The sequence below is a fragment of the Streptomyces sp. NPDC096105 genome, assembly GCF_044763335.1.
Taxonomy (GTDB): Bacteria; Actinomycetota; Actinomycetes; order Streptomycetales; family Streptomycetaceae; genus Streptomyces.
This window is the reverse complement of the sequence record NZ_JBIWGC010000003.1, coordinates 372,979-395,338: the sequence shown is the minus strand read 5'-3', so window position 1 is coordinate 395,338 and position 22,360 is coordinate 372,979. Positions and strand designations below refer to the sequence as shown.

21 protein-coding genes are annotated in these 22,360 nt (G+C 73.0%); 15 read left to right on the top strand and 6 right to left on the bottom strand.

Annotated elements, in window-relative coordinates:
• Positions 1-5 precede the first annotated feature (5 nt).
• Together ACIQ8B_RS07330 and ACIQ8B_RS07325 are read right to left on the bottom strand one after the other, a co-directional pair.
• Entirely contained in the window at positions 6-1,616 is a 1,611-nt protein-coding gene (locus ACIQ8B_RS07330; protein WP_403545912.1) for an amidohydrolase family protein, read from the bottom strand.
• An 11-nt stretch (positions 1,617-1,627) separates the two neighbouring features.
• On the bottom strand, positions 1,628-2,893 hold the full coding sequence (locus ACIQ8B_RS07325; protein ID WP_403545910.1) for an alanine racemase: 1,266 nt from the start codon (positions 2,891-2,893) through the stop codon (positions 1,628-1,630).
• A 168-nt stretch (positions 2,894-3,061) separates the two neighbouring features.
• Here ACIQ8B_RS07325 and ACIQ8B_RS07320 point away from each other — a divergent pair, with 168 nt between their 5' ends.
• From ACIQ8B_RS07320 to ACIQ8B_RS07300, 5 genes are all read left to right on the top strand, one after another.
• Positions 3,062-4,141 carry a sugar kinase gene (locus tag ACIQ8B_RS07320; RefSeq protein WP_403546038.1) on the top strand — a complete coding sequence of 360 codons (1,080 nt, stop codon included), beginning with the start codon at positions 3,062-3,064 and terminating at the stop codon, positions 4,139-4,141.
• Entirely contained in the window at positions 4,138-4,896 is a 759-nt protein-coding gene (locus ACIQ8B_RS07315) for an IclR family transcriptional regulator (RefSeq protein WP_106412691.1), read from the top strand. Before ACIQ8B_RS07320 ends, ACIQ8B_RS07315 begins: the two co-directional genes overlap by 4 nt.
• 13 nt (positions 4,897-4,909) lie before the next feature.
• Positions 4,910-5,320 (top strand): RidA family protein, encoded by a 411-nt coding sequence (locus ACIQ8B_RS07310; protein WP_106412690.1) that lies wholly within the window; start codon positions 4,910-4,912, stop codon positions 5,318-5,320.
• Positions 5,321-5,439: 119 nt separating this feature from the next.
• Positions 5,440-6,927 (top strand): GntP family permease, encoded by a 1,488-nt coding sequence (locus ACIQ8B_RS07305; RefSeq protein WP_403545907.1) that lies wholly within the window; start codon positions 5,440-5,442, stop codon positions 6,925-6,927.
• Between the two features lie 103 nt (positions 6,928-7,030).
• Positions 7,031-7,660, top strand: a complete 630-nt coding sequence (locus ACIQ8B_RS07300; RefSeq protein WP_403545905.1) for a hypothetical protein — start codon at positions 7,031-7,033, stop codon at positions 7,658-7,660.
• On the opposite strand, the gene ACIQ8B_RS07295 is transcribed toward ACIQ8B_RS07300, so the two are convergent.
• Positions 7,657-8,997, bottom strand: a complete 1,341-nt coding sequence (locus ACIQ8B_RS07295) for a M14 family metallopeptidase (RefSeq protein ID WP_290008035.1) — start codon at positions 8,995-8,997, stop codon at positions 7,657-7,659. The genes ACIQ8B_RS07300 and ACIQ8B_RS07295 overlap by 4 nt on opposite strands.
• Before the next feature lie 172 nt (positions 8,998-9,169).
• Here ACIQ8B_RS07295 and ACIQ8B_RS07290 point away from each other — a divergent pair, with 172 nt between their 5' ends.
• Complete coding sequence (locus tag ACIQ8B_RS07290; protein ID WP_403545903.1) at positions 9,170-10,492, top strand: Nramp family divalent metal transporter; 1,323 nt, start codon at positions 9,170-9,172, stop codon at positions 10,490-10,492.
• An 18-nt stretch (positions 10,493-10,510) separates the two neighbouring features.
• On the opposite strand, the gene ACIQ8B_RS07285 is transcribed toward ACIQ8B_RS07290, so the two are convergent.
• Positions 10,511-11,773: a hypothetical protein gene (locus ACIQ8B_RS07285; protein ID WP_403545901.1), complete on the bottom strand. Its 1,263-nt coding sequence runs from the start codon at positions 11,771-11,773 to the stop codon at positions 10,511-10,513.
• 83 nt (positions 11,774-11,856) lie between these two features.
• A complete protein-coding gene (locus ACIQ8B_RS07280; RefSeq protein ID WP_290008040.1) occupies positions 11,857-12,366 on the bottom strand; it encodes a SigE family RNA polymerase sigma factor in 510 nt (169 codons plus the stop codon).
• A 331-nt stretch (positions 12,367-12,697) separates the two neighbouring features.
• Here ACIQ8B_RS07280 and ACIQ8B_RS07275 point away from each other — a divergent pair, with 331 nt between their 5' ends.
• Complete coding sequence (locus ACIQ8B_RS07275; protein WP_403545899.1) at positions 12,698-13,201, top strand: DUF1877 family protein; 504 nt, start codon at positions 12,698-12,700, stop codon at positions 13,199-13,201.
• Here the strand turns inward: ACIQ8B_RS07275 and ACIQ8B_RS07270 are convergent.
• Positions 13,096-14,805, bottom strand: a complete 1,710-nt coding sequence (locus ACIQ8B_RS07270; RefSeq protein WP_403545898.1) for a chitinase — start codon at positions 14,803-14,805, stop codon at positions 13,096-13,098. The genes ACIQ8B_RS07275 and ACIQ8B_RS07270 overlap by 106 nt on opposite strands.
• Positions 14,806-15,242: 437 nt before the next feature.
• Here ACIQ8B_RS07270 and ACIQ8B_RS07265 point away from each other — a divergent pair, with 437 nt between their 5' ends.
• The 8 genes from ACIQ8B_RS07265 (at position 15,243) to ACIQ8B_RS07230 (ending at position 22,356) form a co-directional block, all read left to right on the top strand.
• The gene (locus tag ACIQ8B_RS07265) at positions 15,243-16,076 is read left to right on the top strand and encodes a hypothetical protein (RefSeq protein ID WP_403546036.1); all 834 of its coding nucleotides are present in this window, start codon (positions 15,243-15,245) and stop codon (positions 16,074-16,076) included.
• 70 nt (positions 16,077-16,146) lie between these two features.
• Complete coding sequence (gene cpaB / locus ACIQ8B_RS07260) at positions 16,147-16,851, top strand: Flp pilus assembly protein CpaB (RefSeq protein ID WP_403545896.1); 705 nt, start codon at positions 16,147-16,149, stop codon at positions 16,849-16,851.
• Positions 16,852-16,860: 9 nt separating this feature from the next.
• On the top strand, positions 16,861-18,114 hold the full coding sequence (locus ACIQ8B_RS07255; RefSeq protein ID WP_403545894.1) for a CpaE family protein: 1,254 nt from the start codon (positions 16,861-16,863) through the stop codon (positions 18,112-18,114).
• A complete protein-coding gene (locus ACIQ8B_RS07250) occupies positions 18,111-18,590 on the top strand; it encodes a TadE/TadG family type IV pilus assembly protein (protein WP_354671004.1) in 480 nt (159 codons plus the stop codon). The genes ACIQ8B_RS07255 and ACIQ8B_RS07250 overlap by 4 nt, the downstream gene beginning before the upstream one ends.
• A 1-nt stretch (position 18,591) precedes the next feature.
• The gene (locus tag ACIQ8B_RS07245) at positions 18,592-18,978 is read left to right on the top strand and encodes a TadE/TadG family type IV pilus assembly protein (RefSeq protein WP_403545892.1); all 387 of its coding nucleotides are present in this window, start codon (positions 18,592-18,594) and stop codon (positions 18,976-18,978) included.
• Positions 18,979-19,154: 176 nt separating this feature from the next.
• Entirely contained in the window at positions 19,155-20,492 is a 1,338-nt protein-coding gene (locus ACIQ8B_RS07240) for a CpaF family protein (protein ID WP_403545890.1), read from the top strand.
• 11 nt (positions 20,493-20,503) lie between these two features.
• Complete coding sequence (locus tag ACIQ8B_RS07235; RefSeq protein WP_290008053.1) at positions 20,504-21,448, top strand: type II secretion system F family protein; 945 nt, start codon at positions 20,504-20,506, stop codon at positions 21,446-21,448.
• Positions 21,449-21,468: 20 nt separating this feature from the next.
• Positions 21,469-22,356 (top strand): DUF5936 domain-containing protein, encoded by an 888-nt coding sequence (locus ACIQ8B_RS07230; protein ID WP_290008054.1) that lies wholly within the window; start codon positions 21,469-21,471, stop codon positions 22,354-22,356.
• Positions 22,357-22,360: the final 4 nt, after the last annotated feature.

The window sequence follows — 22,360 nt, the reverse complement described above, 5'->3', positions numbered from 1 at the left end:
GACGGTCAGCGCGGACTCCTGCGCACCGCCCGCCCCGCCAGCACGTCCGTGCGCCGCCCGTCCTCGATCACGAACCGCCCGTCGACCAGGACGTACGGGATGCCCGTGGGCAGCGTGCGCGGCTCGGCGAAGGTCGAACCGGCGTCCACCGTGCGCGGGTCGAACAGCACCAGGTCCGCCTTGTAGCCCTCGCGGACCAGCCCCCGGTCCGGCAGCCGCAGCCGCGCCGCCGGGCGTGAGGTCAGGTGCGCCACGCACTCCTCCAGCGACAGCACCCCCAGCTCCCGCACGTAGTGGCCCAGATAGCGGGGGAACGTGCCGTACGCCCGCGGGTGCGGCTTGGCGCCCTGGAGGATGCCGTCCGAGCCGCCGGTGTGCACCCGGTGGCGCATGATCGCCCGGACGTTCTCCTCGTGGCCCACGTGCTGGAGGATCGTCGGGGCGAGCCGGTCCTTCAGCAGCAGCTCCCTCGCCACCGCCCACGGGGTCTCCCCGCGCGCCCGCGCCGACTCCAGCACCGTACGGCCCACGTACGCGTCGAGCGCCGGGTCGCCGACCCCGGAGATCTCGATGGTCTCCCACTCCACCGGCACGCCGTGGCAGCCGTCCGAGCCGGTGACCTCCAGGTCGTGCCGGATCCGCCCGGCCGTCCCCTCGTCCGCGAGCCGCCGCAGGATCTCCTCCGGGCCGCCCTCGCTCGCCCAGCTCGGCAGCAGCGCCACGAGGGTGGTGCAGCCGGGGGTGTACGGGTAGGTGTCGAGGGTGATGTCGGCGCCCGCGTCCAGCGCCTCGTCCAGCAGCGCCAGCAGTTCGGGCGCCCGCCCCTTGTTCACGCCGAAGTTCATGGTGGCGTGCGCGAGGTGCAGCGGGCATCCCGCCTCCCGGGTCAGCGCCACCATCTCCGCGTACGCCTCCAGCGCGCCGGCGCCGTAGGAGCGGTGGTGCGGGCAGTAGTAGCCGCCGTACGAGGCCACCACCCGGCACAGCTCGGTCAGTTCGGCGTCCGGGGCGTACATGCCGGGCGTGTACGTCAGCCCCGACGACATGCCGACCGCGCCCTGCTCCATGCCCTCCGCGACCAGCCGCCGCATCCGGTCCAGTTCTTCGGGCGTCGCCTCGCGGTCCTCCCAGCCGACGGCGAGCGCGCGCACGGTGCCCTGCGGGATCAGGTACGCCGCGTTCACCGCGACGCCCCGGTCCAGCCGGTCCAGGTACTCGCCCACCGACCGCCAGTCGACGTCCACGTCGTCCCCCGGGCCGTTCCACCCGGCGATCGCCCGCCGCACCTCGCCCAGCGTCCGGTCGTCCACCGGCGCGTACGACAGCCCGTCCTGGCCCAGCACTTCGAGGGTGACGCCCTGCGCGGCCTTGGCGCTGTGGTCGGGGTCCCGCAGCAGCGCCAGGTCGCTGTGCGCGTGCATGTCGATGAAGCCCGGGGCCAGCACCAGCCCCTCCGCGTCCAGTTCGCGCCGCGCCTTCGGACGCTGGCATCCCGCGTCCGCCGCCTCCTTGACGATGGAGACGACGCGGCCGCCGTCCACCACCACGTCCGCGCGGTAGGAATGATCACCGGAGCCGTCGACGACGTCCGCGTCCCGGATGACGAGCTCTTCCACGGTCCTGCCTCCTAGAAGAAGGTACGGATGTAGTCGACGACCGTGCCGTCCGCCTCCGCCACGGGGATCAGCGCCCACTTGTCGAAGGACGTGCAGGGGTGGGACAGCCCGAGCCCCACCCAGTCTCCCACCTCCAGATCCGCCTCCGGAGAGGTGCGCAGCCACGCGTGCTGGTCGGACAGGCCCGTCACCTCGATCCCCGTGGCCGGCCGCTCCGCCCCGTCCCTGCGGACCGCCCGGGCGACCGGCAGATCCAGGTCGTACGCCGCGTCCCGCTTGCCCGCGTTGGTGAACGCCTGCTCCGCCGACGGCCGGGACACCACCTGCGTCCACAGCCGGAACGCCGGCTCCAGACCGCCCTCTCCCGGCACCCGGTTGAAGGGGGTCAGCCGCTGGTAGTGCCCGTCGTCGTGCGACACGTACGCCCCGGACCGCAGCAGCTTCAGCACCGGCGCCGACAGCTCCGGAACCTCCGAGAAGACGTCCGCCACCGCGTCGAACCAGGCGCTCCCGCCCGCGCTCACCACGATCTCGTCCAGCCCCGCGAACCGTCCCGCCGCGTCGAAGTCCACGGCCAGCGCCACCAGCCGCCGCAGCCAGGCGCGCACCCGCTCCGGGTCCGCCCGCGGCACCTCGCCCTCGTACCCGGCCACCCCGACCAGCCGCAGCGCCCGCGCGGCCGCCACGGCGTCGGCGACGGCCGCGCACTCCGCCTCGGTCCGCACCCCGGTGCGCGCGCCCTCGCCGGCGGCCAGCTCGACCACCACGTCCACCGGCCGGGACGTCCCGTCCAGCGCCGCGTCCATCAGCTCCACCCCGCGCACGGAGTCCACGTAGCAGACGAACCGGAACGCGGGATCGGCGTCCTGCTCGGCGGCGATCCACCGCAGCGCCGCCGGGTCGACCAGCTCGTTGGCCAGGAACACCCGCTCGATCCCGAACTCCCGTGCCACCCGCACCTGGTGCGGCACCGCCAGCGTGATCCCCCACGCCCCCCGCTCGATCTGGCGGTGGAAGAGCCGCGGCGCCATGGAGGTCTTGCCGTGCGGCGCGAAGGCGAGCCCGTGCCGCTCGGCGTACGTCTCCAGCGCCGCCAGGTTGTGCTCCAGACGCTCGGCGGACAGCGCGAGCACGGGGGTCGTGAAACCCCCCGTGAAGAGGTTCCGGCACTGCGCGGCCAGCTCGCCCACGGTGAGGTCCGCGGCGTCCGGCGGGAGGCCCTTGAAACGGTGGCCGACCCGTTCCTCGGCGAGGCGGGCGAGAGCATCGAGGACCATGGAGCCTCCCTGATCAGCGGTGTTGCACTGGTTGCAACACTCGTTGCGTATATCGCTCACCGCTGTCTAACATCTCCGCCACACGCGGTCAACGGACACCGCACCCCCGCCCCGACGAGGAGCCCCGCCATCGTGACCGTCACCGGAAACGGCAACGCCCCCGACGTCGTGGACGTCGTCGCGCTCGGCGAGTCCATGGTGACGTTCCTGCCGTCCCGGCCCGGCCCCCTCGCCGACGTCCCCTCCTTCCACCGGTCGATCGGCGGCGCGGAGTCCAACGTGGCGTGCGCGCTCGCGGCGGCGGGCCACACCACCCGGTGGGTCAGCCGGGTCGGCGCCGACGGCTTCGGCGACCACCTCCTCGCCGCGATCGGCGGCCACGGCGTCGACGTGTCGTACGTCCGCCGCGACCCGGACCGCCCCACCGGCGTCTACTTCCGCACGGCCGGCGACAGGGCGGGCGCCTCGCACGAGGTCGCCTACTACCGGGCGGGCTCGGCGGCGTCGGCGATGACGCCGGCCGGCGTGGACCTGGACGCCGTACGCGCCGGACGCGTCCTGCACCTCTCCGGCATCACGGCGGCGCTCTCGCCCGGCTGCCTGGACCTGCTGCGGGAGCTGACGTCCCCGCACCCGGGGCGCCCCTTGATCTCCTTCGACGTGAACCACCGCCCGGGCCTGCGGCGGGACGGGTACGGCCCCGAGGTCCTGCTGGACCTGGCCCGCTCGGCAGACGTCGTCTTCGTCGGCGAGGACGAGGCGGAGGAAGCCTGGGGCATCACAGGCGGCCCGGCCGCCGTCCGGGAAGCCCTCCCCGAACCGGACACCCTGGTGGTGAAACAGGGCGCGGAGGGAGCGGTCGCCTTCTGCCCCTCCGCGGGCGCCGGGGGCGCCCCCTCCGGGGGAGGCGCCCCGCAGGCGCCGGGCTGCGACGACATCCCCCGCCCCGCCGCAACGGCCCCCGCCCTGAAAGTCGACGTGGTCGCGACGACCGGCGCAGGCGACGCCTTCGCGGCAGGCTTCCTCTCGGCCGCCTTGCGCGGCCTGCCGCTGAAAGCACGGCTCCGCCACGGCCACCTCATGGCGGCAGCCGCCCTCACCGCCCCCGGCGACCTCGCCGCGCCCCCCGGCCGCGCCCTCGCCGACCGCCTCGCCGCCCTCGACGACACCGCGTGGGGGACACTGCGACTCGGCCCCGGCTGGACAGCAGCCGACGCAGAGGCCGTAGAGGAGGCACGCACCCCATGAGCCAGACCGTAGACCGCGCCCTGAGCATCCTTCCGCTGCTCGCGGAGGGCCCCGCCGACCTCGGCCAGGTCGCCGACCGCCTCGGCGTGCACAAGTCCACGGCCCTCCGCCTCCTGCGCACCCTCCACGAACACGGCATGGTCTACCGCCAGTCCGACCAGCGCTACCGCCTCGGCGCGCGCCTCTTCGCCCTCGCGCAGGAGGCGATGGAGAACCTCGACGTCCGCGAGATCGCCCATTCCCACCTCGTCCGCCTCAACGAGACCTGCGGACACACCGTCCACCTCGCCGTGTACGAGGAGAACGAGGTCCTCTACATCGACAAGGTGGAGAGCCGCTACCCGGTGCGGATGTACTCCCGGATCGGCAAGCCCGTCGCCATCACCGTCGCCGCCGTGGCCAAGCTGCTCCTCGCCGACCTGCCCGAACCCGAGCGCCGCGCCCTCGCGGAGCAGCTCGACTACCCCATGTACACGCCCCGTTCGACACCCCACGCGGCCGCGTTCCTCCAGGAGCTGGCCAAGGTGCGCGAACAGGGCTGGGCCACCGACCTCGGCGGCCACGAGGAGTCCATCAACTGCGTCGCCGCGCCGATCCGCGGCGCCGACGGCCGGGTGGTCGCCGCGATGTCGGTCTCCGCGCCGAACGTCGTCGTCACCGCCGACGAACTCCTCACCCTGCTCCCGCTGGTGCGCCGCACCGCGGACGCCATCAGCGGCGAGTACTCCGGCCGGACCCCGGCAGAACCGAAGTGAAGGACACCCTCGCATGACCGAGAAAGTCGCGCTGACCCCGAAGACCCACACCACCCCGCCCGCGCAGTTCTCGCACGGCGTCCGCAAGGGCAACATCCTGCAGGTCGCCGGCCAGGTCGGGTTCCTGCCCGCCGAGGAGGGCAAGCCGCCCACGCCGGCCGGCCCCACCCTGCGCGAGCAGACCCTCCAGACCCTCGCCAACGTCAAGGCGATCCTCGAGGAGGGCGGCGCGAGCTGGGACGACGTGATGATGATCCGCGTCTACCTGACCGACGTGGACCACTTCGCCGAGATGAACGAGATCTACAACGCCTACTTCGAGGAGCAGGGCCTCACCCAGCCGCCCGCCGCCCGTACGACCGTCTACGTCGGTCTCCCCGCCGGCCTCCTCATCGAGATCGACGCGCTCGCCGTCCTCGGCTGAGCCGCCCCCTTCCGCAGCACACCCGCATGCCGCACGGCACGGCGTCCCGCACCCCGCGGGCGCCGTGCCGCGATCCCCCCTGCCCGAAAGCCCCATGCCCTTACCCAGAGGACCTCCGTATGTCCCACCCGTCCCTCCCGCTCGCCGCCTCCGCCCCGGCGGAGACGCCACCGCACACCGGAGGACTGCTCCTCCTCGTCGACGGCACCGCGGGTCTGCTCACCGTCGCCGCCCTCGGCATCGCGCTGCTGCTCTTCCTGATCATCAAGGTCCGGCTCCAGCCGTTCGTGGCGCTGCTCGGCGTCTCCATAGCCGTCGGCCTGCTGGCGGGCCTGTCGGTCACCGAACTCTTCGGCACGGTCCAGCGGTCGGACGCGGTGTCCACCATCGAGTCCGGTATGGGCGGCATCCTCGGCCATGTCGCGATCATCATCGGCCTGGGCACCATGCTCGGCGCGATCCTCGAAGTCAGCGGCGGCGCCGAGGTCCTCGCGGGCCGGCTGCTCGGGCTGTTCGGCGAGAAGCGGGCGCCCCTCGCGATGGGCCTGACGGGCCTCATCTTCGGCATCCCGGTCTTCTTCGACGTCGGCATCTTCGTCCTCGCGCCGATCGTCTACGCCGCCGCCAAGCGCTCGGGCAAGTCCGTCCTGCTGTACTGCCTGCCCCTGCTCGCCGGTCTCTCCGTCACCCACGCCTTCCTGCCCCCGCACCCGGGCCCGGTGGCCGCCGCCGGACTGCTGCACGTGGACCTCGGCTGGGTCATCCTCATGGGCGTCGTCTGCGGACTGCCCGCCGTCGTCGCCGCGTGGGTCTACTCCGCCTGGATCGGCAAGCGGATCTTCGTCCCCGTGCCGCAGGACATGGTCGAGGCCGCCCAGGAGGCCAGGGACGCCGTCGTCGCCGAGCAGCGCGCCTCCGGCGTCGAGCCGCGCGAGACTCCGGTGCCGCTCGGCACGGTCCTCGGCATCATCGGCACGCCGCTCCTCCTCATCCTCGCCGCGACCTTCTCCTCCATCGCGCTGGACGAGTCCACCCTGCGCTCGGTCATCGAGTTCTTCGGCCACCCGTTCGTGGCGCTCACCCTCGCCCTGTTCCTCGCCTACTACCTGCTGGGCGTCCGGCGCGGCTGGTCCCGCAAGTCCCTGGAGACCGTCTCCACGTCCTCCCTCAAGCCGGTCGGCAACATCCTGCTGGTGGTCGGCGCGGGCGGCGTCTTCGGCGCGGTCCTCAAGGGCAGCGGGGTCGCCCAGGCGCTGTCCGACACCTTCAACGACGTCGGCCTGCCGGTGATCGTGCTGTCGTACCTGATCTCCGTGGTGCTGCGGGTCGCGCAGGGCTCGGCGACGGTGGCGATCGTGACGACGGCGGGCATCGTGGCGCCGCTGCTGTCCGAGGGCGACCACTCGCAGGCGTTCGTGGCGCTCGTCATCATGGCCATTTCGGCGGGCTCGATCTTCGCCTCGCACGTGAACGACGGCGGGTTCTGGATGGTCGCCAAGTACTTCGGCATCAGCGAGCGGGACACCCTCAAGACGTGGACCGTGCTGGAGAGCGTGCTGTCCGTCGCCGGCTTCGTCGTCGCGGCGGCGCTGAGCCTGGTCGTGTGAGCCCGGAGGGGCCCGGTGGAGGGGCGGCGTCCGTGTAGGCGTCTGATAACGAAGTCGGGGCTGGCTGTGACGCGCACAGGATTGTCGACCATACTCCTGCGGTGTGGAGCAGCGCATAGGTTCGAGCAGCAGCAAGCCCCTGGAGGGCGCCGGGTTCGACCCGGCCTTCGTCCCCGGGCTCACCGCGCCCGCGACCGGCCGCGAGGAGGACGCGAAGGACACGAACGCGGCCGCCGAAGGCGTCCCGGGGACCGGGGAGTCGGAGAAGTCCGCCGGATCCCCGGCCGCCGAGTCCGCCGAGTCCGCCGAGTCCGCCGAGTCCGCCGGGGTCGCCGAGTCCGCCGAGGACACCGGGGGCGACGAGCCGGAGCCCGTCCCCGACGGCCCCGTCTTCGAGGCGTCCGACCGCCGTGCCGCCATCGTCGCCGACCACCGTGGCGTGCGGCTGAAGCTGGACGACCAGGAGTGCGAGTTCCGCTGGGACGAGATCGGCGCGGTGGAGACGGAGACGGCCCGCTTCGGCAAGCGGTACACCGTCACCGTCCACACCCCCGACCGGCGTTGGTACCCCATCGAGATCGACGCCGACTCACGCCGCCGGTTCGACGAGTGGGACGCCGCCCTGGACGAGGTCCTCGACGCGTACTTCGACGACGGCGCCGAGGGGACGGCCGGGTCCGGGGCGAGCGACGAGCCGGAGAAGGACAGGGCCGGGGCGGCCGACCGCGCCTAGCCGCAGTACTGGCCCTCCTTGCCGATCACCCGGTACATGCAGTCGGCGTTCTCCAGGAGCTGGAGGACGGCGTCGCGGTTGCGGGACGTCTCCCGCTCGATGACCTCGTCGGGCGGGTAGAAGCCGCCGCCCGACGCCGACCTCGGGTACATCTCGAAGGTGTAGCCGAAGATCTTGTGGGCGCCCCAGAGGTAGTCGTCGATCGACCCGTCGGTGATGTACAGGTCGCTGGACTGCTGGGCCGTGTAGCCGTTGCTGGCGGCCATCTTCTGGCCGACGGCCTTGAAGGCCGCGTGGTCGTCGGCCGTCATGCCGGTGGTGGTGTCGGCGTAGGTGTAGCCGAAGGGCCAGAGCACCAGCTCGCTGTAGGTGTGGAAGTCGATGCCGGCCTTGATCTGCTGCACCCCGCCGACGACCCGGCTGCGCACGAAGTCGGCGACCACCTTCACCTCGGGCGCGGACTCGGGCGCCGAACCCCGGTACGTGTCCGAGGACGTGCTGCCCGACGACCCGCCGCAGCAGCCCCAGCGGTAGTTCCAGTTGCGGTTCAGGTCCGTGCCGACGGCCGTGGAACCGGAGTTGGGCTGGCGGTTCTTGCGCCAGGAGCGGTAGGAGCCGGTGGCGATGTCGTACTCGCCGCCGTCCGGATTGAGGTCGGGGACGATCCAGATCTCCCGCTGCTGCACCATCCGGGTGATCCGGGCGTCGGTGCCGTAGCCGGCGCCGAGCTCGCGCAGCAGGTACAGCGCCATCTCGACGGTGAGGTGCTCGCGGGCGTGCTGGTGGTGGGTGAACAGGACCTCGGGCTCGGCCTCGTCGGTGCCGACGTTGTCGCTGACCTTGACGGCGACGATGTCCCGGCCCTGGTAGGACTTCCCGATCACCCGCTTGCTCATGATCGACGGGTACGCCGCGATCCGCTGGTCGATCTCCGCGGTCATCTCGGCGTAGTTGTGGTAGCGGGAGTCGGCCGAGGGGAAGTCGAACAGGCGCAGGCCGTCGGCGGCCGTCGAGCGGTCCGGGGCCGCGCCCAGCGGGGTGACCTCGTAACCCTGGCGGCGCAGTGCGCGGATCTGGTCCGCGCGGCCGGAGACGACCACGGTCTCCTCGTCGGCCTCGTCCACGGTGACGCCGGCCCGCTGGATCGCCGTGCGGGTGACGGGGGTGGTGCGCTGGTGGATCTCGTACTGGCGGATGTCGTCCGCCGAGGGGGCCGCCGGGCGTGCCCCGTCGGCGCCGGCCGGGGCGGCCGCCGTGAGCGACAGGGGCGCGGCCAGGGCGAGGGCGAGGAGTGCGGCGAGCGCGGCGGGGCGTCTGCCGCGGGAACGGAGTCGCATGAATGCTCCTTGTGGGGAGGTGGGGTGGTGCACGGCGACGTGCGGTGCGGTCATCGTCGAGAGATGGCATGATCAGGTCAAGGGTGCGAAGTCGCCGCGCGGCCAGGTGGAACCGGTGAAGATCCCGGCACGCCCTCTTGCCGGACCGGCACCCGTCCGCTTTCTTGACCCCATGGCGGACACCACGGGAAACACCCAGGACACCGGGGCGAAGGCCGGGCCCGGCCCCCACTCGCGCACGTCCAGTTGGCGCCACATCGGCCCCGGCATCGTCGTCGCCGCGACCGGCGTGGGCGCCGGCGACCTCGTGGCCACCCTCATCGCCGGCAGCAACTTCGGCTACACCCTGCTGTGGGCCGCGGTCGTCGGCTGCCTGGTGAAGATCTCCCTCGCGGAGGCCTGCGGACGGTGGCACCTGTCCACCGGACGCACCCTGTTCGACGGCTGGGCCGGCCTCGGCCGCTGGACCACCTGGTTCTTCGCCGTCTACGCCGTCATCTGGGGCTTCGTCTACGGCGCGGCCGCCATGTCGTCCAGCGCGCTGCCGCTCCAGGCGCTGTTCCCGGGCGTAATGGGCCTCAAGTACTGGGGCATCGCCTGCGGACTGGTGGGTCTGGCCTTCGTCTGGTTCAACAAGTACGCGGTGTTCGAGAAGGTCATGACCGTCCTGGTGGGCGTCATGTTCGTGGTGACCGTCTACCTGGCGTTCCGCGTCACCCCCAACCTGGGCGACGCCTTCGCCGGACTCCTCCCCGTGCTGCCCGACGAGGAGGACTCCGTCCTCAACACCCTCGGCCTGATCGGCGGCGTCGGCGGCACCATCACGCTGGCCGCCTACGGCTACTGGGTCAACGCCAAGGGCTGGACCGGCACCGGCTGGATGAAGGTCATGCGGCTGGACAACCGGGTCGCCTACCTCACCACCGGCGTCTTCGTCGTCGCGATGCTCTTCGTCGGCGCGGAGCTGCTGCACTCGGCCGGCATCGCCATCTCCAGCGGCGACCAGGGGCTGATCCAGCTCGGCGACATCCTGGAGGACCGGTACGGAGCGACCACCGGCACGCTGTTCCTGGTCGGCTTCTTCGCCGCCTCCTTCACCTCCCTGATCGGCGTCTGGCACGGCGTGAGCCTGATGTTCGCCGACTTCCTGGCCCGGCAGCGCGGCGAGCGGCAGGCGCGCGCCGACGAGCTGGCCTCCGGGCGCCGGGAACGCTCCTGGACCTTCCGCGCCTACCTGCTGTGGCTCACCTTCCCGCCGATGATCCTGCTGTTCCAGGACGAGCCGTTCCGCCTGATCATCATCTACGGCGTCCTCGGTGCGGCCTTCATGCCGTTCCTCGCCCTCACCCTGCTGTGGCTCCTCAACTCCTCCCGTACCCCGCGCGAATGGCGCAGCGGCCCCCTGAGCAACGGCATGCTGGCGGCCGCGGGCCTGCTCTTCCTGGTCCTGGCCGTCAAGCAGATCTGGGACCAGCCGTGGTCGGAGTTCTTCTGAGGCGACGGCCGGCCCGCCTCACGCCCCCGCGTCCCACTCCGTGCTCAGCGCGATCTCCCGCAGCTGCCCGAGGGTGAGCGCGGGGGCGTCACGAGTGGCGTCCTCGTGCTGGGCGGCCGTGTTGAAGGCGCTGACCACGACCCGCAGCCCGTCGGGACGCAGGGTGTCGGCGGTCCACATGACGACGCCCGCGCCGCCCTTCTCCCCGGGCGACTTCCGGGTGGTGACCAGGGTGCCGTCGGGCCGCGTCCCGGCGTCCCCGAAGAGAGCGCCGGCCACGTCGCCCATGCCGGGCTGCACGTTGATCTGGACGAGGCTCCCGCCCTTGCCGTCGTCGACGACGAGGTGGGCGTACCCGCTCTCCTGTCCGCCCTCGGCGATCACGGTGAGCCCGTCGGGCAGCAGACCGGCGAGCGTGTCGGCGATCGCCCTGCCCGGCATCCCCGCCGGAGGCGCCTGGCCGGTGACCGACGGCTTCGGGCTCCTCGGCATGGCGTCCACCACCCGCCGCCACACGTCGGCGGTGACGACCTCCTTCAACTGCTCGACGGTCAGCGGTGGCCGCGGGCGGGAGACCGGGGCGTCCTTCTGCGCCGGCGCGTTCCACTCGCTCAAGGACACGTGGTGCCCCTGGGGCGTGACCAGCTCGGCGTTCCACCACCTGGTCTCCACCCGCCGGTCCGGGTACTCGTAGCCGCGGAACAGCATCAGCCGGGAGCCGTCGGGCAGCTTGGCGGAGGTGCAGTCGTCGTGGGGGACGAGCGCCTCGTCCGGGCAGTTCGCCAGCTCGCGGGCCTGCTCGCTGCCGGGCTCCACCCGGTCCAGACTCAGGCCGACGGCCGCCGCGCCCCCGCCGTCGTCGAACACCACCCGCGCGTGCGGGGGCATCAGCGACTCCGTGCCCTGGGCCTCCTCCTCGAGGTACGTGCCCCTCGGCAGCAGCTCCTTGAGCGAGCGCAGGACGTCGTCGCCCGAGAAGGCCGTGGCGGGCGAGGGGCTCGCGGCCGAGGGGCTCGCGGTCGTGGCCGGGCCGGCGGCCGCGGAGGTCCGCCGGGGGTCAGCCGCGTCGGACGGCAGGAGCAGCGCCCCGCCCACGCCGACCAGGGCGACGCCGGCCGCCCCGCCCAGCACGGCCGTCCGCCGCAGCTGGGTCCGGCGCCCGCGCGCCCGGCCCCCGGTGACGAGGGCGGCGGGGTCGTCGGTGCGGAAGCTGTGGCCGGTGTCGCGCAGAGCTGCGGCGAACCGGTCCTCGAAGAGGTCGTGGTGCTGGTTCTCGGGCATGACGGACCACCCTTTCCGCGGGTGTGAGGCGTGAGGTCTGAGGTGGGGAGCCGGAAGCCGGAGGGAGGGCCGGGCGGCCGGGGTCAGGGGCGGGCGTACTCGTGGACGTCCTCACCCAGCAGCTCCCGCAGCCGGCCGAGCGCGCGGACGCACCGCGTGCGCACGGCCGCCGAGCTGACGTTCAGCACGTCGGCGGTCTGCTCCACCGAGCGGTCCTCCCAGTAGCGCAGGACGACGACGGCCCGGTCCTTGGCGGGCAGCCGGGCGAGCGCGGCCATCAGCGTCAGCCGCAGCGGCGCGTCCCCGTCGGCGGCGCCAGGCAGGTCGGGGAACGTGTCGGTCGCCCGCTCCCGGCTGCTGCGCAGCCGCCGGTGGGCGAGGAAGGTCCGGGTGAGCACGGTCTGCGCGTACGCGGCCGGGTTCTCGGCCCGGGACACGCGCCCCCAGCGGACGTACAGCCGGCCGAAGGTCTCCTGCACGAGGTCCTCGGCGAGGTGGGTGTCCCCGGCCGTCAGCAGGCATGCGGACCGGTACAGGTGTCCTGCCCGTGCGGAGGCGAACTCCGCGTAGTCCGCCGTGCGCTGCTGTCGCATTCCGCCGCCCCCGTCGCGCTCCCCGAACCGTTCCCACCTCATTGATGCGGTGGGCCCCGGGAAATGTTTCATGTGGCGCCGGACACAGCCCGCGCCGCCCGTTGTCAGCGGCCGCTGTCAGGATGACCGCGTCATCGGCGCGCACGGCCGCCGGCCTTCTGGGGAGCCGCCATGGGCATGATCGGGGAGTACGCGCGCCTGACGGCCGCCGAGTTCGGGCGCCGGCCGGCGCCCCGGACTGGGCGTACCAGCGTGTCCAGGACCTGATCGAGCGGGAGGGGGACGAGGAACCGCCGGGGGACCGGGCGCGCCGCTTCGACACGGACAAGAGGTGACACGCCCTCGACCTCCTGCTCCGCCGCACCGGCTTCCCCGTGGACGTCGTCCTCGGCGAGGAGGAGAGGACCGGAGCTACGGACCGCCCCGCTGCCTCACCCCGGAACAGGTCCGCACCGCCGCCGAGGCCCTCGCCGCCACGCCTCCCGCCCGGCTGACCGAGGGCGTCACCCCGTCCGGCCTGGCCGCGGCCGGGGTGACGCCCCACGATCGTCCGGGAGCGCGGGGAGCCGCTGGACGAGGTGACCGCCCACTACGACGCCCTGGCGACGTACCTGCGCGCGGCGGCCCGCGACGGGGACGGCGTCCTCGTCCGGATCGGCTGAGCGCGCGGACGCCGCCGCCCCTGCCCGGTGAGCCGGACAGGGGCGGTCGGGGTGGAGACAGGGTCGGTCACGGCAGGGCGTGGACGTGCGGGCCCACCGCGTTGGACCAGGCGTTGCCGGCCGTCGCGTCCCAGTTGGTGGACCAGGTCATCGCGCCGCGCAGGTCCGGGTAGGTCTTCGACGGCTTGAAGGAGCCGCAGTTGGTGCCGCGGGTCAGGCAGTCCAGGGCGGCGTTCACCACGGACGGCGCCACGTAGCCGCTGCCCGCGCCCCGCGTCGAGGCCGGCAGGCCGAGGCCCACCTGCGACGGGTCGAGGCCGTTCTCCAGCTGGATGCAGGCCAGCGCGGTGAGGAAGTCCACCGAGCCCTGGCTGTAGACCTTGCCGTCGCAGCCCAGCATGGAACCGCTGTTGTAGTACTGCATGTTGACGACCGTGAGGATGTCCTTCACGTTCAGCGCGGTCCGGAAGTAGGAGTTGGACGTCGACTGCATGTCGATGGTCTGCGGCGCCATCGTCAGGATCATCGACGGGCCCGCCTTCGCGGACAGCGCCCGCAGCGCCTGCGTCATGTAGGTCGCGTTGAGGCCGTTCTCCAGGTCGATGTCCACGCCGTCGAAGCCGTACTCCCGCATCAGCGCGTACACCGAGTTCGCGAAGTTCGTCGCGGAGGCCGAGTCGTTCACCGAGACGGTGCCCTTCTCGCCGCCCACCGAGATGATGACCTTCTTGCCGGCCGCCTGCTTGGCCCGGACGTCCGCCTTGAACTGGTCGACGGTGTAGCCGTCCAGACCCGCCGAGTCCAGGGTGAAGGTGACGGCGCCCGGGGTGCCGGTGGCGTCGGCGAAGGCGACCGCGATGATGTCGTACTGGTCCGGGACGTCCGAGATCCGCTGCACGGTCGCGCCGTTGTCGAAGTTCTGCCAGTAGCCGGTCACCGCGTGCCGGGGCAGGTCACCGCCCCCGCCGCCGCCGTTCTCCCGCGTCCGCACGGACACCGCCGCCGACTTCGCCGACTCGCCCGCCGCGTTGGTCGCCGCGACCTGGAAGGAGTACGACGTGGCGGCCGCCAGCCCGGTCACCGTCGCCGAGGTGCCGGTCACGGCGGTCACCCGGGCGCCGTCGCGGTAGACGGTGTAGCCGGTCGCGCCGGACACCGCGTTCCACGCCAGCGTCACCGAGGCCGCCGTCGTGCCGGAGACGGTCAGCCCGCCCGGCGTGCCCGGGACCGACGGCTCCGGGTCACCGCCGCCGCCCCCGTCGGGGCCGAGGACGGACACGTCGTCGACGTAGTAGGGCTGCTGGCCGTACCAGCCGTGCGTGTAGACCGTCACCGACGTGGTGCCGGCGCCCGTGGAGAAGCTGGTCGACAGCTGCTTCCAGCTGGTCGAGTCCGGCGTCCAGGTGGACACGTCCGTGGTGCCGGTGCCGGTCACGCCCAGGTAGGCGTACCCGCCCCGCACCCACCCGGACAGCCGGTACGTGGAGTCGGGCCGCACCGCGACCGTCTGGGAACAGCGGGCGTTGTCCTGCCCGGCGGGTGTGGCCTTCAGCGCGGCCGAACCGCCGTGCACCGGGGAGGGGACGACGCTGCCGCTGTTCGCGGAGCAGGTCCAGCCGCTCAGGCCCGACTCGAAGCCGGCGTTCTTCGCGTTGTTGACGTCGGCCGCGGTCGCCTGGCCCGCGCCGGCGAGCGGGAGGGCGAGGGCCATGGCGGAGACGAGGGCGGCCGCCCAGGGGCGTCTGCCGCGTCCGGACGTGCGTGGTGCGCGGTCCACTTGGGGCCTCCGGTGGGGGAGTTGGGGAGGGGAAGCGACGGTGGCCACCGTTGATGCCCCACACCGTGGTCCAGACCAATCGCCTTGTCAATAGGTCCAGACCGGAAACGGGGGCGTCCGTCCGCGCGTAGGGCGGCGGGCGGATGGGAAGCGTGGCCCGGAGGACCCGGGGCGGGTCCGGCGTCAAGCCGGTGCACGGAACCCACACCGTCGGTGTCGTGCCGAGACCGGCGAGATGATCGGCCTGTCCCGTTTTGGTGCACTGTGTGCCCGGGAGTTGCCGGCCGGCTGCTCAAAGGCTGTTCTCCGGCCACAGACCCGCGGATACAGTGCTGAGGTAGTCACGCAGTGAAGTCACGAGGGTGCGCCGGAGTAACACCCGGTGGGCCGACGGGCATGGGGAGATCGGGGAGCCGCGCGTGCCAACCGCCATTGCCGTGACCGGCGCCGACATGGCGCTGCCGGCGCAGGACGAACGGACCCTGCCCGCCGTCGTGCTGCGCGACGTCGGCACCCGCCCGCTCGACCAGGTGCTGGCCGAACTCCAGGCCGTCGTCGAGCTGCACGGCCATGTCGTCGTCGTGTGCTCCCCGGCCACCCCCGCCCCCGTGCTGCGGCGGCTGCACACCCTGCGCTCCCTCCTGGAGAGCGACCGGATAGCCCTGTTCCGCCCCGACCTGCCGCCGCTCGCCGTGGCCGTGCTGGCCCGCCAGTTGCGCCAGCTCGCCTCCTGCGACATCGGACCCGGCGTACTGGCCTCGGCCGGCCGTCTGCTCACCCACTACCTCCACGCCGGGGCGCTGCTGGGCTCCGTCGCCCGCCTCGACCGGGTGCCCGTCGACCTCAAGCAGCACGCCAAGTCCTGGATGCCCGGCAGCCAGTTCGCCGTCCTCGCCCACCCGCAGCCGCAGCTCGTCCGTCTCGGCCCCGGCACCGCGCTGGACGGACCCGAGTTCGGCACCTGGATGCTCGTCGCCCGCGGCCAGCTCCCGTCCGACTGGGTCACCACCACCCTCGCGCCCGCCTGGCGGGTGCAGGGCCTGCGCGAGGCCCCGCTGCCCGCCGAGTCGGGCACCTGGTGGGGCACCGGCAAGCTCGTCGAGTTCTGCACCTACCTGCCCGACCTGTCCGTGCTCTACCAACTGGTCACGTCCGTGCGGCGCGGCACCTGCCACTGGTGCGGCATCGACGTCATCGGCGACCGCTGCGTGTTCTGCTCGGCCACCCCGCCCGCCCCCGAGGGCAGACCGGCCCTCACCCGGGGCACCTGACCCGTCCGCCCACCGCACGAGCCCGCACCGCCCCGCCCGACCGCCCCACCCCAACGAGGTTGCACGGTTCATGAACTCCCGTCAGCGCCGCGGCGTGATACTCATCCTCCTGTCGGTCCTGTGCGCCCTCGGCGCGTTCGCCGGCGTGCTCTCCGTCATCGACGACGTGCGCTCCAAGGTCGGCCCCGAGGTCGCCGCGTACCGCCTGAAGACCGACATCGCGCCCTACACCACGCTCGGCGCCGACCAGTTCGAGCGGATCGAGATGCCCGAGCGGTGGCTGTCGGAGAACGCCGTCACCGACCTCGACGACCTCCGCGGCAAGATCGCCGTCACCACCCTGCGCAAGGGGTCGCTGTTGCAGAACGACATGATCGTGGACCGGCCCGCCCTCCAGCCGGGGCAGCAGGAGGTCGCCATCATGATCGACGCGGCGACCGGCGTGGCCGGCAAGATCACCCCCGGTTCCACGGTCAACGTGTACGCCACCTTCGAGGGACAGCGCGAGGGCGACCCCGACCAGTCGAAGATCATCGTCACGGGCGCCAAGGTCCTCGACGTGGGCCGGCTCACCGCCCTCCAGCCGGACGAGGACGACCGCCGCGGGCCCGCCGACGCCGTCCCGATCACCTTCGCGCTGTCCCCCCTCGACGCCCAGCGCATCACCTACGCCGAGTCGTTCGCCCAGCGGGTGCGGCTCGCGCTGGTCGGCCCCGGGGGCGGCACCGGCGTCCCCGAGAAGGACCGGACGTACGAACTCGCGCAGGACAAGTGAGAGGCCCGCATGTCCACCAGGATCCTCCCGGCAGCCGGCGACGCGGACGCGGTCCGGTCCCTCACCACACTGCTCAGCCAGCTCCCCGACGCCGAGCCGCTGGTCCCGGTGACCGACTCCACGCAGCTCGCCGACACCCTCTCCCGGCTGGCCGCCGAGTCCCTCGACGAACTGCCCGAGGTGGTCGTCGTCCACGAGGGGATCGGCCCCGTCCCCGCGCTGGAACTCATCCGCGAGGTCGCCCTCCGCTTCCCCGCCGTCGGCGTCGTCCTCGTCACCTCCGACGCGAGCCCCGGCCTCTTCCAGGCCGCCATGGACCACGGCGCCCGCGGCCTGGTCGCCCTCCCGCTCGGCTACGAGGAACTCGCCAGCCGGGTCCAGGCGGTCGCCCAGTGGTCGGCCGGCGTACGACGCCACCTGGGCGCCGCCGGCGACCCGTTCACCGGCGCGGGAGGCACCGTCGTCACCGTCAGCGGCGCCAAGGGCGGGGTCGGCGCCACCCTCACCGCCGTGCAGCTCGCGCTCGCCGCCCAGACCTCCGGACGGGCCACCGCCCTGGTCGACATGGACTTGCAGACCGGGGACGTCGCCTCCTACCTGGACGTCCAGTTCCGCCGGTCCGTCGTCGACCTGGCCGCGATCAACGACATCTCCCCGCGCGTCCTCGCCGACGCCGTCTTCCGCCACGACAGCGGCCTCGCCCTGCTCCTCGCCCCCGCCGAGGGCGAACGCGGCGAGGAGGTCACCGACCGGGCCGCCCGCCACATCGTCAGCGCCCTGCGCTCCCGCTACGAGGTCGTCGTCATCGACTGCGGCGCCCAGCTCGGCGGGGCGGGCGCGGCGGCCGTGGAGATGGCCGACCGGGCCCTCCTGGTCACCACCCCCGACGTCATCGCCGTACGGGGCGCCAAGCGGACGGTGCGGATGTGGGACCGGCTGCAGATCCGCAAGGCGGAGGAGACCACGGTCGTCGTCAACCGGCACACCCGGTCCACGGAGATCCAGCCGCCGCTCATCGCGCGGATCACCGGCACCGCGGTCGCCGCCACCACGGTCCCCGCCCACTTCAAGGAGCTCCAGGGCGTCGTGGACGCCGGGCGCGTGCACGAGCTGGAGGCCAAGAGCACCGTGAAGCGGGCGATGTGGGCGCTGGCCGGCGAACTCGGCCTGGTGCGGGCCGCGGAGACCGTCCACAAGGGCGGACGGCTGCGCGGCGACCGGGGCGCGGTCAGTTTCCGGCGGCGCAGGGACGGCACGGGATGAGCGGCGGCGGGCGGGCTGCGGGGACGACGGGACGCCGGCGGCCGGCCGCCGGCGCGGGACGGCCGTACGGCGACCGGGGACGGCCGTACGGCGACCGGGGACGGCCGTACGGCGACCGGGGGCAGGTCACCGTCGAGTTCCTCGGCATGACCCCGACGATCCTCGTCACGCTGGTCGTGCTGTGGCAGCTCGTGCTGGTCGGCTACACCTTCACGCTCGCCGGGAACGCCGCCGACGAGGCGGCGCGGGCCGGGACCGCCGCGTCCCCCGGCGCACGTCAGGGCGCCTGCCAGGAGGCCGGCCTGGACAAGCTGTCCGGGGCCTGGGGGAGCGGCGCGACGGTGACCTGCGCGACGGGCGGCGGCATGGTCACCGCCGACGTGAAGCTCACCGTGCCGATCCTCTTCCCCGGCACCCTGTCGTTCCCGTTCGACGTGACCGGTCACGCGGGCGCGGTCGAGGAGGAGACGGACTGACATGCCGTACCGACGCACTGACACGGCGTACCGGCACACCGACGGCCGCCGCCGCGATCACGGGCAGGTGGCGATCGAGTACCTGGGGTTCCTGCCGATCCTGCTGCTCGTGGCGATGGCCGGGGTGCAGCTCGGCCTGATCGCCTACACCGCCCAGCAGGCGGGCACCGCCGCCCGCGCGGGCGCCCGCAGCGCCTCCCTGGACCAGGGCGCCCAGACCGCCTGCGCGGCAGCCGTCAGCTCCTGGCTGGCCGACGGCACCTCCTGCGGCACGGCGGGGGGCGGCGACGAGGTCACCGTCACCGCCCGGATCGACATCCCGTCGATCGTGCCCGGCTGGGACTTCGGGTCGGCGGGGAGGAGCGCCACGATGCCCGTGGACCACTGAACCGAGCGGTGGCCGGCCGGACGACGACCGGAACGACCGACGACCGCCGACCGAGGGCCGCGTCGGACGGCGGCCGGGGACCGGCACGACCGACGGCGAACGACGACGACCGACGACCGACGACGAGGACCGGGAAGCGGACGGGGACCGGGACAAGGACGAGGAGCGAGCGACTCATGAGCCTGCGGGCACGCATCAACTCCCCCGAGGAGAGGACCGGACGGGGCGAGGACGGCCACCTCGTCGCGTCCTACCGCGCCAAGCTCCTGGAGGAGATCGACCTCGCGGAGATGAGCGCGCTGTCCCCGGCCGAGCGCCGGGCCCGGCTGGAACGCGTCCTCGGCCACATCATCAGCCGCGAGGGCCCCGTCCTGTCGACGGTCGAACGCTCCCAGCTGATCCGCCGGGTCGTCGACGAGGCCCTCGGCCTCGGCATCCTGGAACCGCTGCTGGAGGACCCGTCCGTCACCGAGATCATGGTGAACGGCCCGGACGCCATCTTCGTCGAGCGCGGCGGCCGGGTGGAGCAGCTGCCGCTGCGGTTCGCCTCCAACGACCAGCTCATGCAGACGATCGAACGCATCGTGTCCACCGTGAACCGCCGCGTCGACGAGTCCAACCCCATGGTCGACGCCCGGCTGCCGTCCGGCGAGCGCGTCAACGTGATCATCCCGCCGCTGTCCCTGACCGGCGCGGTCCTCACCATCCGCCGCTTCCCGCGCTCCTTCACCCTCCAGGAGCTGATCGGCCTCGGCTCGCTCGACGAACCCATGCTGTACCTGCTGGCCGGACTGGTGCAGGCCCGTTTCAACATCATCGTGTCCGGCGCCACCGGCACCGGAAAGACGACCCTGCTCAACGCCCTGTCCGGGCTGATCCCCGAGGGCGAACGCATCATCACCATCGAGGACTCCGCCGAACTCCAGCTCCAGCAGCCGCACGTCATCCGCCTGGAGTCCCGCCCGCCCAACGTCGAGGGCAAGGGCCGCGTCACCATCCGCGACCTGGTGCGCAACTCCCTGCGCATGCGGCCCGACCGCATCGTCGTCGGCGAGGTCCGCGGCGGCGAGTCCCTGGACATGCTCCAGGCCATGTCCACCGGCCACGACGGCTCCCTCGCCACCGTCCACGCCAACAGCGCCGAGGACGCCCTCACCCGGCTGCAGACCCTCGCCTCCATGTCCGACGTGGAGATCCCCTTCGTCGCCCTGCACGACCAGATCAACAGCGCCGTCGACGTGATCGTCCAGCTCACCCGGTTCGCCGACGGCGCCCGCCGCATCACCGAGATCGCCCTGCTGGAGAGCCACGGCGGGGAGCCGTACCGGCTGGCCACGGCCGCCCGCTTCGACGCGCTCCCGATGACCTCCGACGGCCGCGTCCACGGCTCCTACGTCCACCATCCCCTGCCCCGGCGGACCGCCGACCGCCTCTACATGGCGGGCCAGCCCGTCCCGCAGGCGTTCGGCATCGCCCACCACGCCGACCAGCTCGCCACCCGAGAAGCCAGGTAGGTACCACCCCCATGGAGCTGCAGAACCTGATCACGCTGACCACCGGCGTCACCCTACTGACCTGCGTCCTCGCGGTCGCCGGCGTGCACTTCTACGCGGCCGGCCGGGCGCAGCGGCAGGCGCTGGTGGACCGGCTGTCGGCCACCGGGGAGCTCCCGTCCGCCGGACGCCGGCGTCGCTTCCCCACGCTGGACCGCAGGCTGCGCCGTACCCGCCTCGGCCGCAAGCTGGAGCTCCGCCTGCTCGCCACCGGCCTGGACGTCACGCCCGGCGAGTTCTTCGTGGCGATGCTCGCCGCCGTCGCCGGGCTGTGGCTGGTCGGCCAGGCCGCCCTCGCCCCCTTCTTCGGCCCCATCGCGGGACTGCTCGGCGTCTGGGCGGCCGTGCAGTTCCTCAACTGGCAGCGGCAGAAGCGCATCGAGCGGTTCATCAACCAGCTTCCCGAGCTGGCCCGCATCCTCGCCAACGCCACGCAGGCGGGCCTCGCCCTGCGCACCGCCATCGGCATCGCCGCCGAGGAGCTGGAGGCCCCGGCCGGCGAGGAACTGGCCAAGGTGGCCAACCAGCTCGCGATGGGCGCCTCGATGGAGGACGCCCTCGGCGAACTGTCCGACCGGCTCCCCTCCCGCGAACTCGTCGTCCTCGTCACCACGCTGGTGCTGTCCCACCGGGCGGGCGGCCAGGTCGTGAGCGCCCTGCGGAACCTCACCGAGACGCTGGAGGAACGCAAGGAGACCCGGCGCGAGGTCCGCACCCAGCTCTCCCAGGTCAGCCTGACCTCGTACGCCGTGCCCGTGCTCGGCGTCGGCTCGCTGTTCCTGATGAACGGCGTGAAGGACGGCGCCCTGGAGCGCATGACCGGCTCACCGGCCGGACAGATCGCCGTCCTCGTCGCCTTCGGCCTGTACGCCGTCGGCTTCCTGCTCATCCGCCGCCTGTCCCGCATCGACGTCTGAGCCGGGAAGGGGACGACGACATGGCACTGCTGCTCGCCGCGCTCATGGCCCTCGCCGTGTGCGGCATCTTCGCCGGCATCCGCATGTACCGGGCGGAGGCGAAACTCCCCGGCGACCTGATGCTCGCCCTGGAGGTCGGCTCCACCCGCACCGGCGCGGTCGACTCCCTCATCGACCGCATGGGCATGCGCTACGCCCCCGCCGTGCTGCGCCTCATGGGCCCGACGCTGGTCGCCAAGTACCGCCGCAAGATCGACCTGGCGGGCAACCCCGGCGGTCTCACCATCCACCGCTACGCCGCCCGCCGCGCCGTCTACGGCGCCCTCGGCGGCTTCGGCTTCCTGGTGTTCCTGATGCGCGGCCAGCTCCTCGTGGCCCTGCTCCTGCTCGCGTTCGGCGCGTTCTGGACGGAGGTCGGCATCTGGTCGGCGATCCGCGTCCGCAGGGACGTCATCGAGCGCACCCTGCCCGACTTCCTGGACGTCCTCGCGGTCGTGGTCAGCGCCGGCCTCGGCTTCCGTCAGGCCCTGGAGCGCGTCGCGTCCCAGTACGAGGGCCCCTGGGCGGACGAACTGCGCATCACCCTGCGCCAGATGGACCTCGGGATGAGCCGCAGGCAGGCCTTCGCCGAGCTGCGCCGGCGCAACGACTCCGAGCAGGTCGCCATGTTCGTCACCGCGCTCCAGCAGGGCGAGGAGCTGGGCGCGCCGATCGTCGACACGCTGGTGGCGCTCGCCAAGGACATGCGCCGCACGGACGCGCAGCACGCCCGCCGCAAGGCGGCCCGCGCGGTCCCCAAGGCCACCATGATGATCACCACCTTCATGGTTCCGGCCACGATGATCCTCCTCGGAGCCGGCCTGATCCTCGGCTCCGGCACCGACTTCGGCTCGCTCACGGGCGAGTGACGTG

Bases quoted from the DNA above. Each gene is read 5' to 3' on its own strand.
- ACIQ8B_RS07295 (WP_290008035.1), bottom strand. From the start codon at position 8,997: ATGCGACTCCGTTCCCGCGGCAGACGCCCCGCCGCGCTCGCCGCACTC.
- ACIQ8B_RS07285 (WP_403545901.1), bottom strand. From the start codon at position 11,773: ATGCCCGAGAACCAGCACCACGACCTCTTCGAGGACCGGTTCGCCGCA.
- ACIQ8B_RS07325 (WP_403545910.1), bottom strand. From the start codon at position 2,893: ATGGTCCTCGATGCTCTCGCCCGCCTCGCCGAGGAACGGGTCGGCCAC.
- ACIQ8B_RS07290 (WP_403545903.1), top strand. From the start codon at position 9,170: ATGGCGGACACCACGGGAAACACCCAGGACACCGGGGCGAAGGCCGGG.
- ACIQ8B_RS07250 (WP_354671004.1), top strand. From the start codon at position 18,111: ATGAGCGGCGGCGGGCGGGCTGCGGGGACGACGGGACGCCGGCGGCCG.
- ACIQ8B_RS07255 (WP_403545894.1), top strand. From the start codon at position 16,861: ATGTCCACCAGGATCCTCCCGGCAGCCGGCGACGCGGACGCGGTCCGG.
- ACIQ8B_RS07315 (WP_106412691.1), top strand. From the start codon at position 4,138: ATGAGCCAGACCGTAGACCGCGCCCTGAGCATCCTTCCGCTGCTCGCG.
- ACIQ8B_RS07305 (WP_403545907.1), top strand. From the start codon at position 5,440: ATGTCCCACCCGTCCCTCCCGCTCGCCGCCTCCGCCCCGGCGGAGACG.
- ACIQ8B_RS07235 (WP_290008053.1), top strand. From the start codon at position 20,504: ATGGAGCTGCAGAACCTGATCACGCTGACCACCGGCGTCACCCTACTG.
- ACIQ8B_RS07230 (WP_290008054.1), top strand. From the start codon at position 21,469: ATGGCACTGCTGCTCGCCGCGCTCATGGCCCTCGCCGTGTGCGGCATC.
- ACIQ8B_RS07245 (WP_403545892.1), top strand. From the start codon at position 18,592: ATGCCGTACCGACGCACTGACACGGCGTACCGGCACACCGACGGCCGC.
- ACIQ8B_RS07280 (WP_290008040.1), bottom strand. From the start codon at position 12,366: ATGCGACAGCAGCGCACGGCGGACTACGCGGAGTTCGCCTCCGCACGG.
- ACIQ8B_RS07240 (WP_403545890.1), top strand. From the start codon at position 19,155: ATGAGCCTGCGGGCACGCATCAACTCCCCCGAGGAGAGGACCGGACGG.
- cpaB (WP_403545896.1), top strand. From the start codon at position 16,147: ATGAACTCCCGTCAGCGCCGCGGCGTGATACTCATCCTCCTGTCGGTC.
- ACIQ8B_RS07310 (WP_106412690.1), top strand. From the start codon at position 4,910: ATGACCGAGAAAGTCGCGCTGACCCCGAAGACCCACACCACCCCGCCC.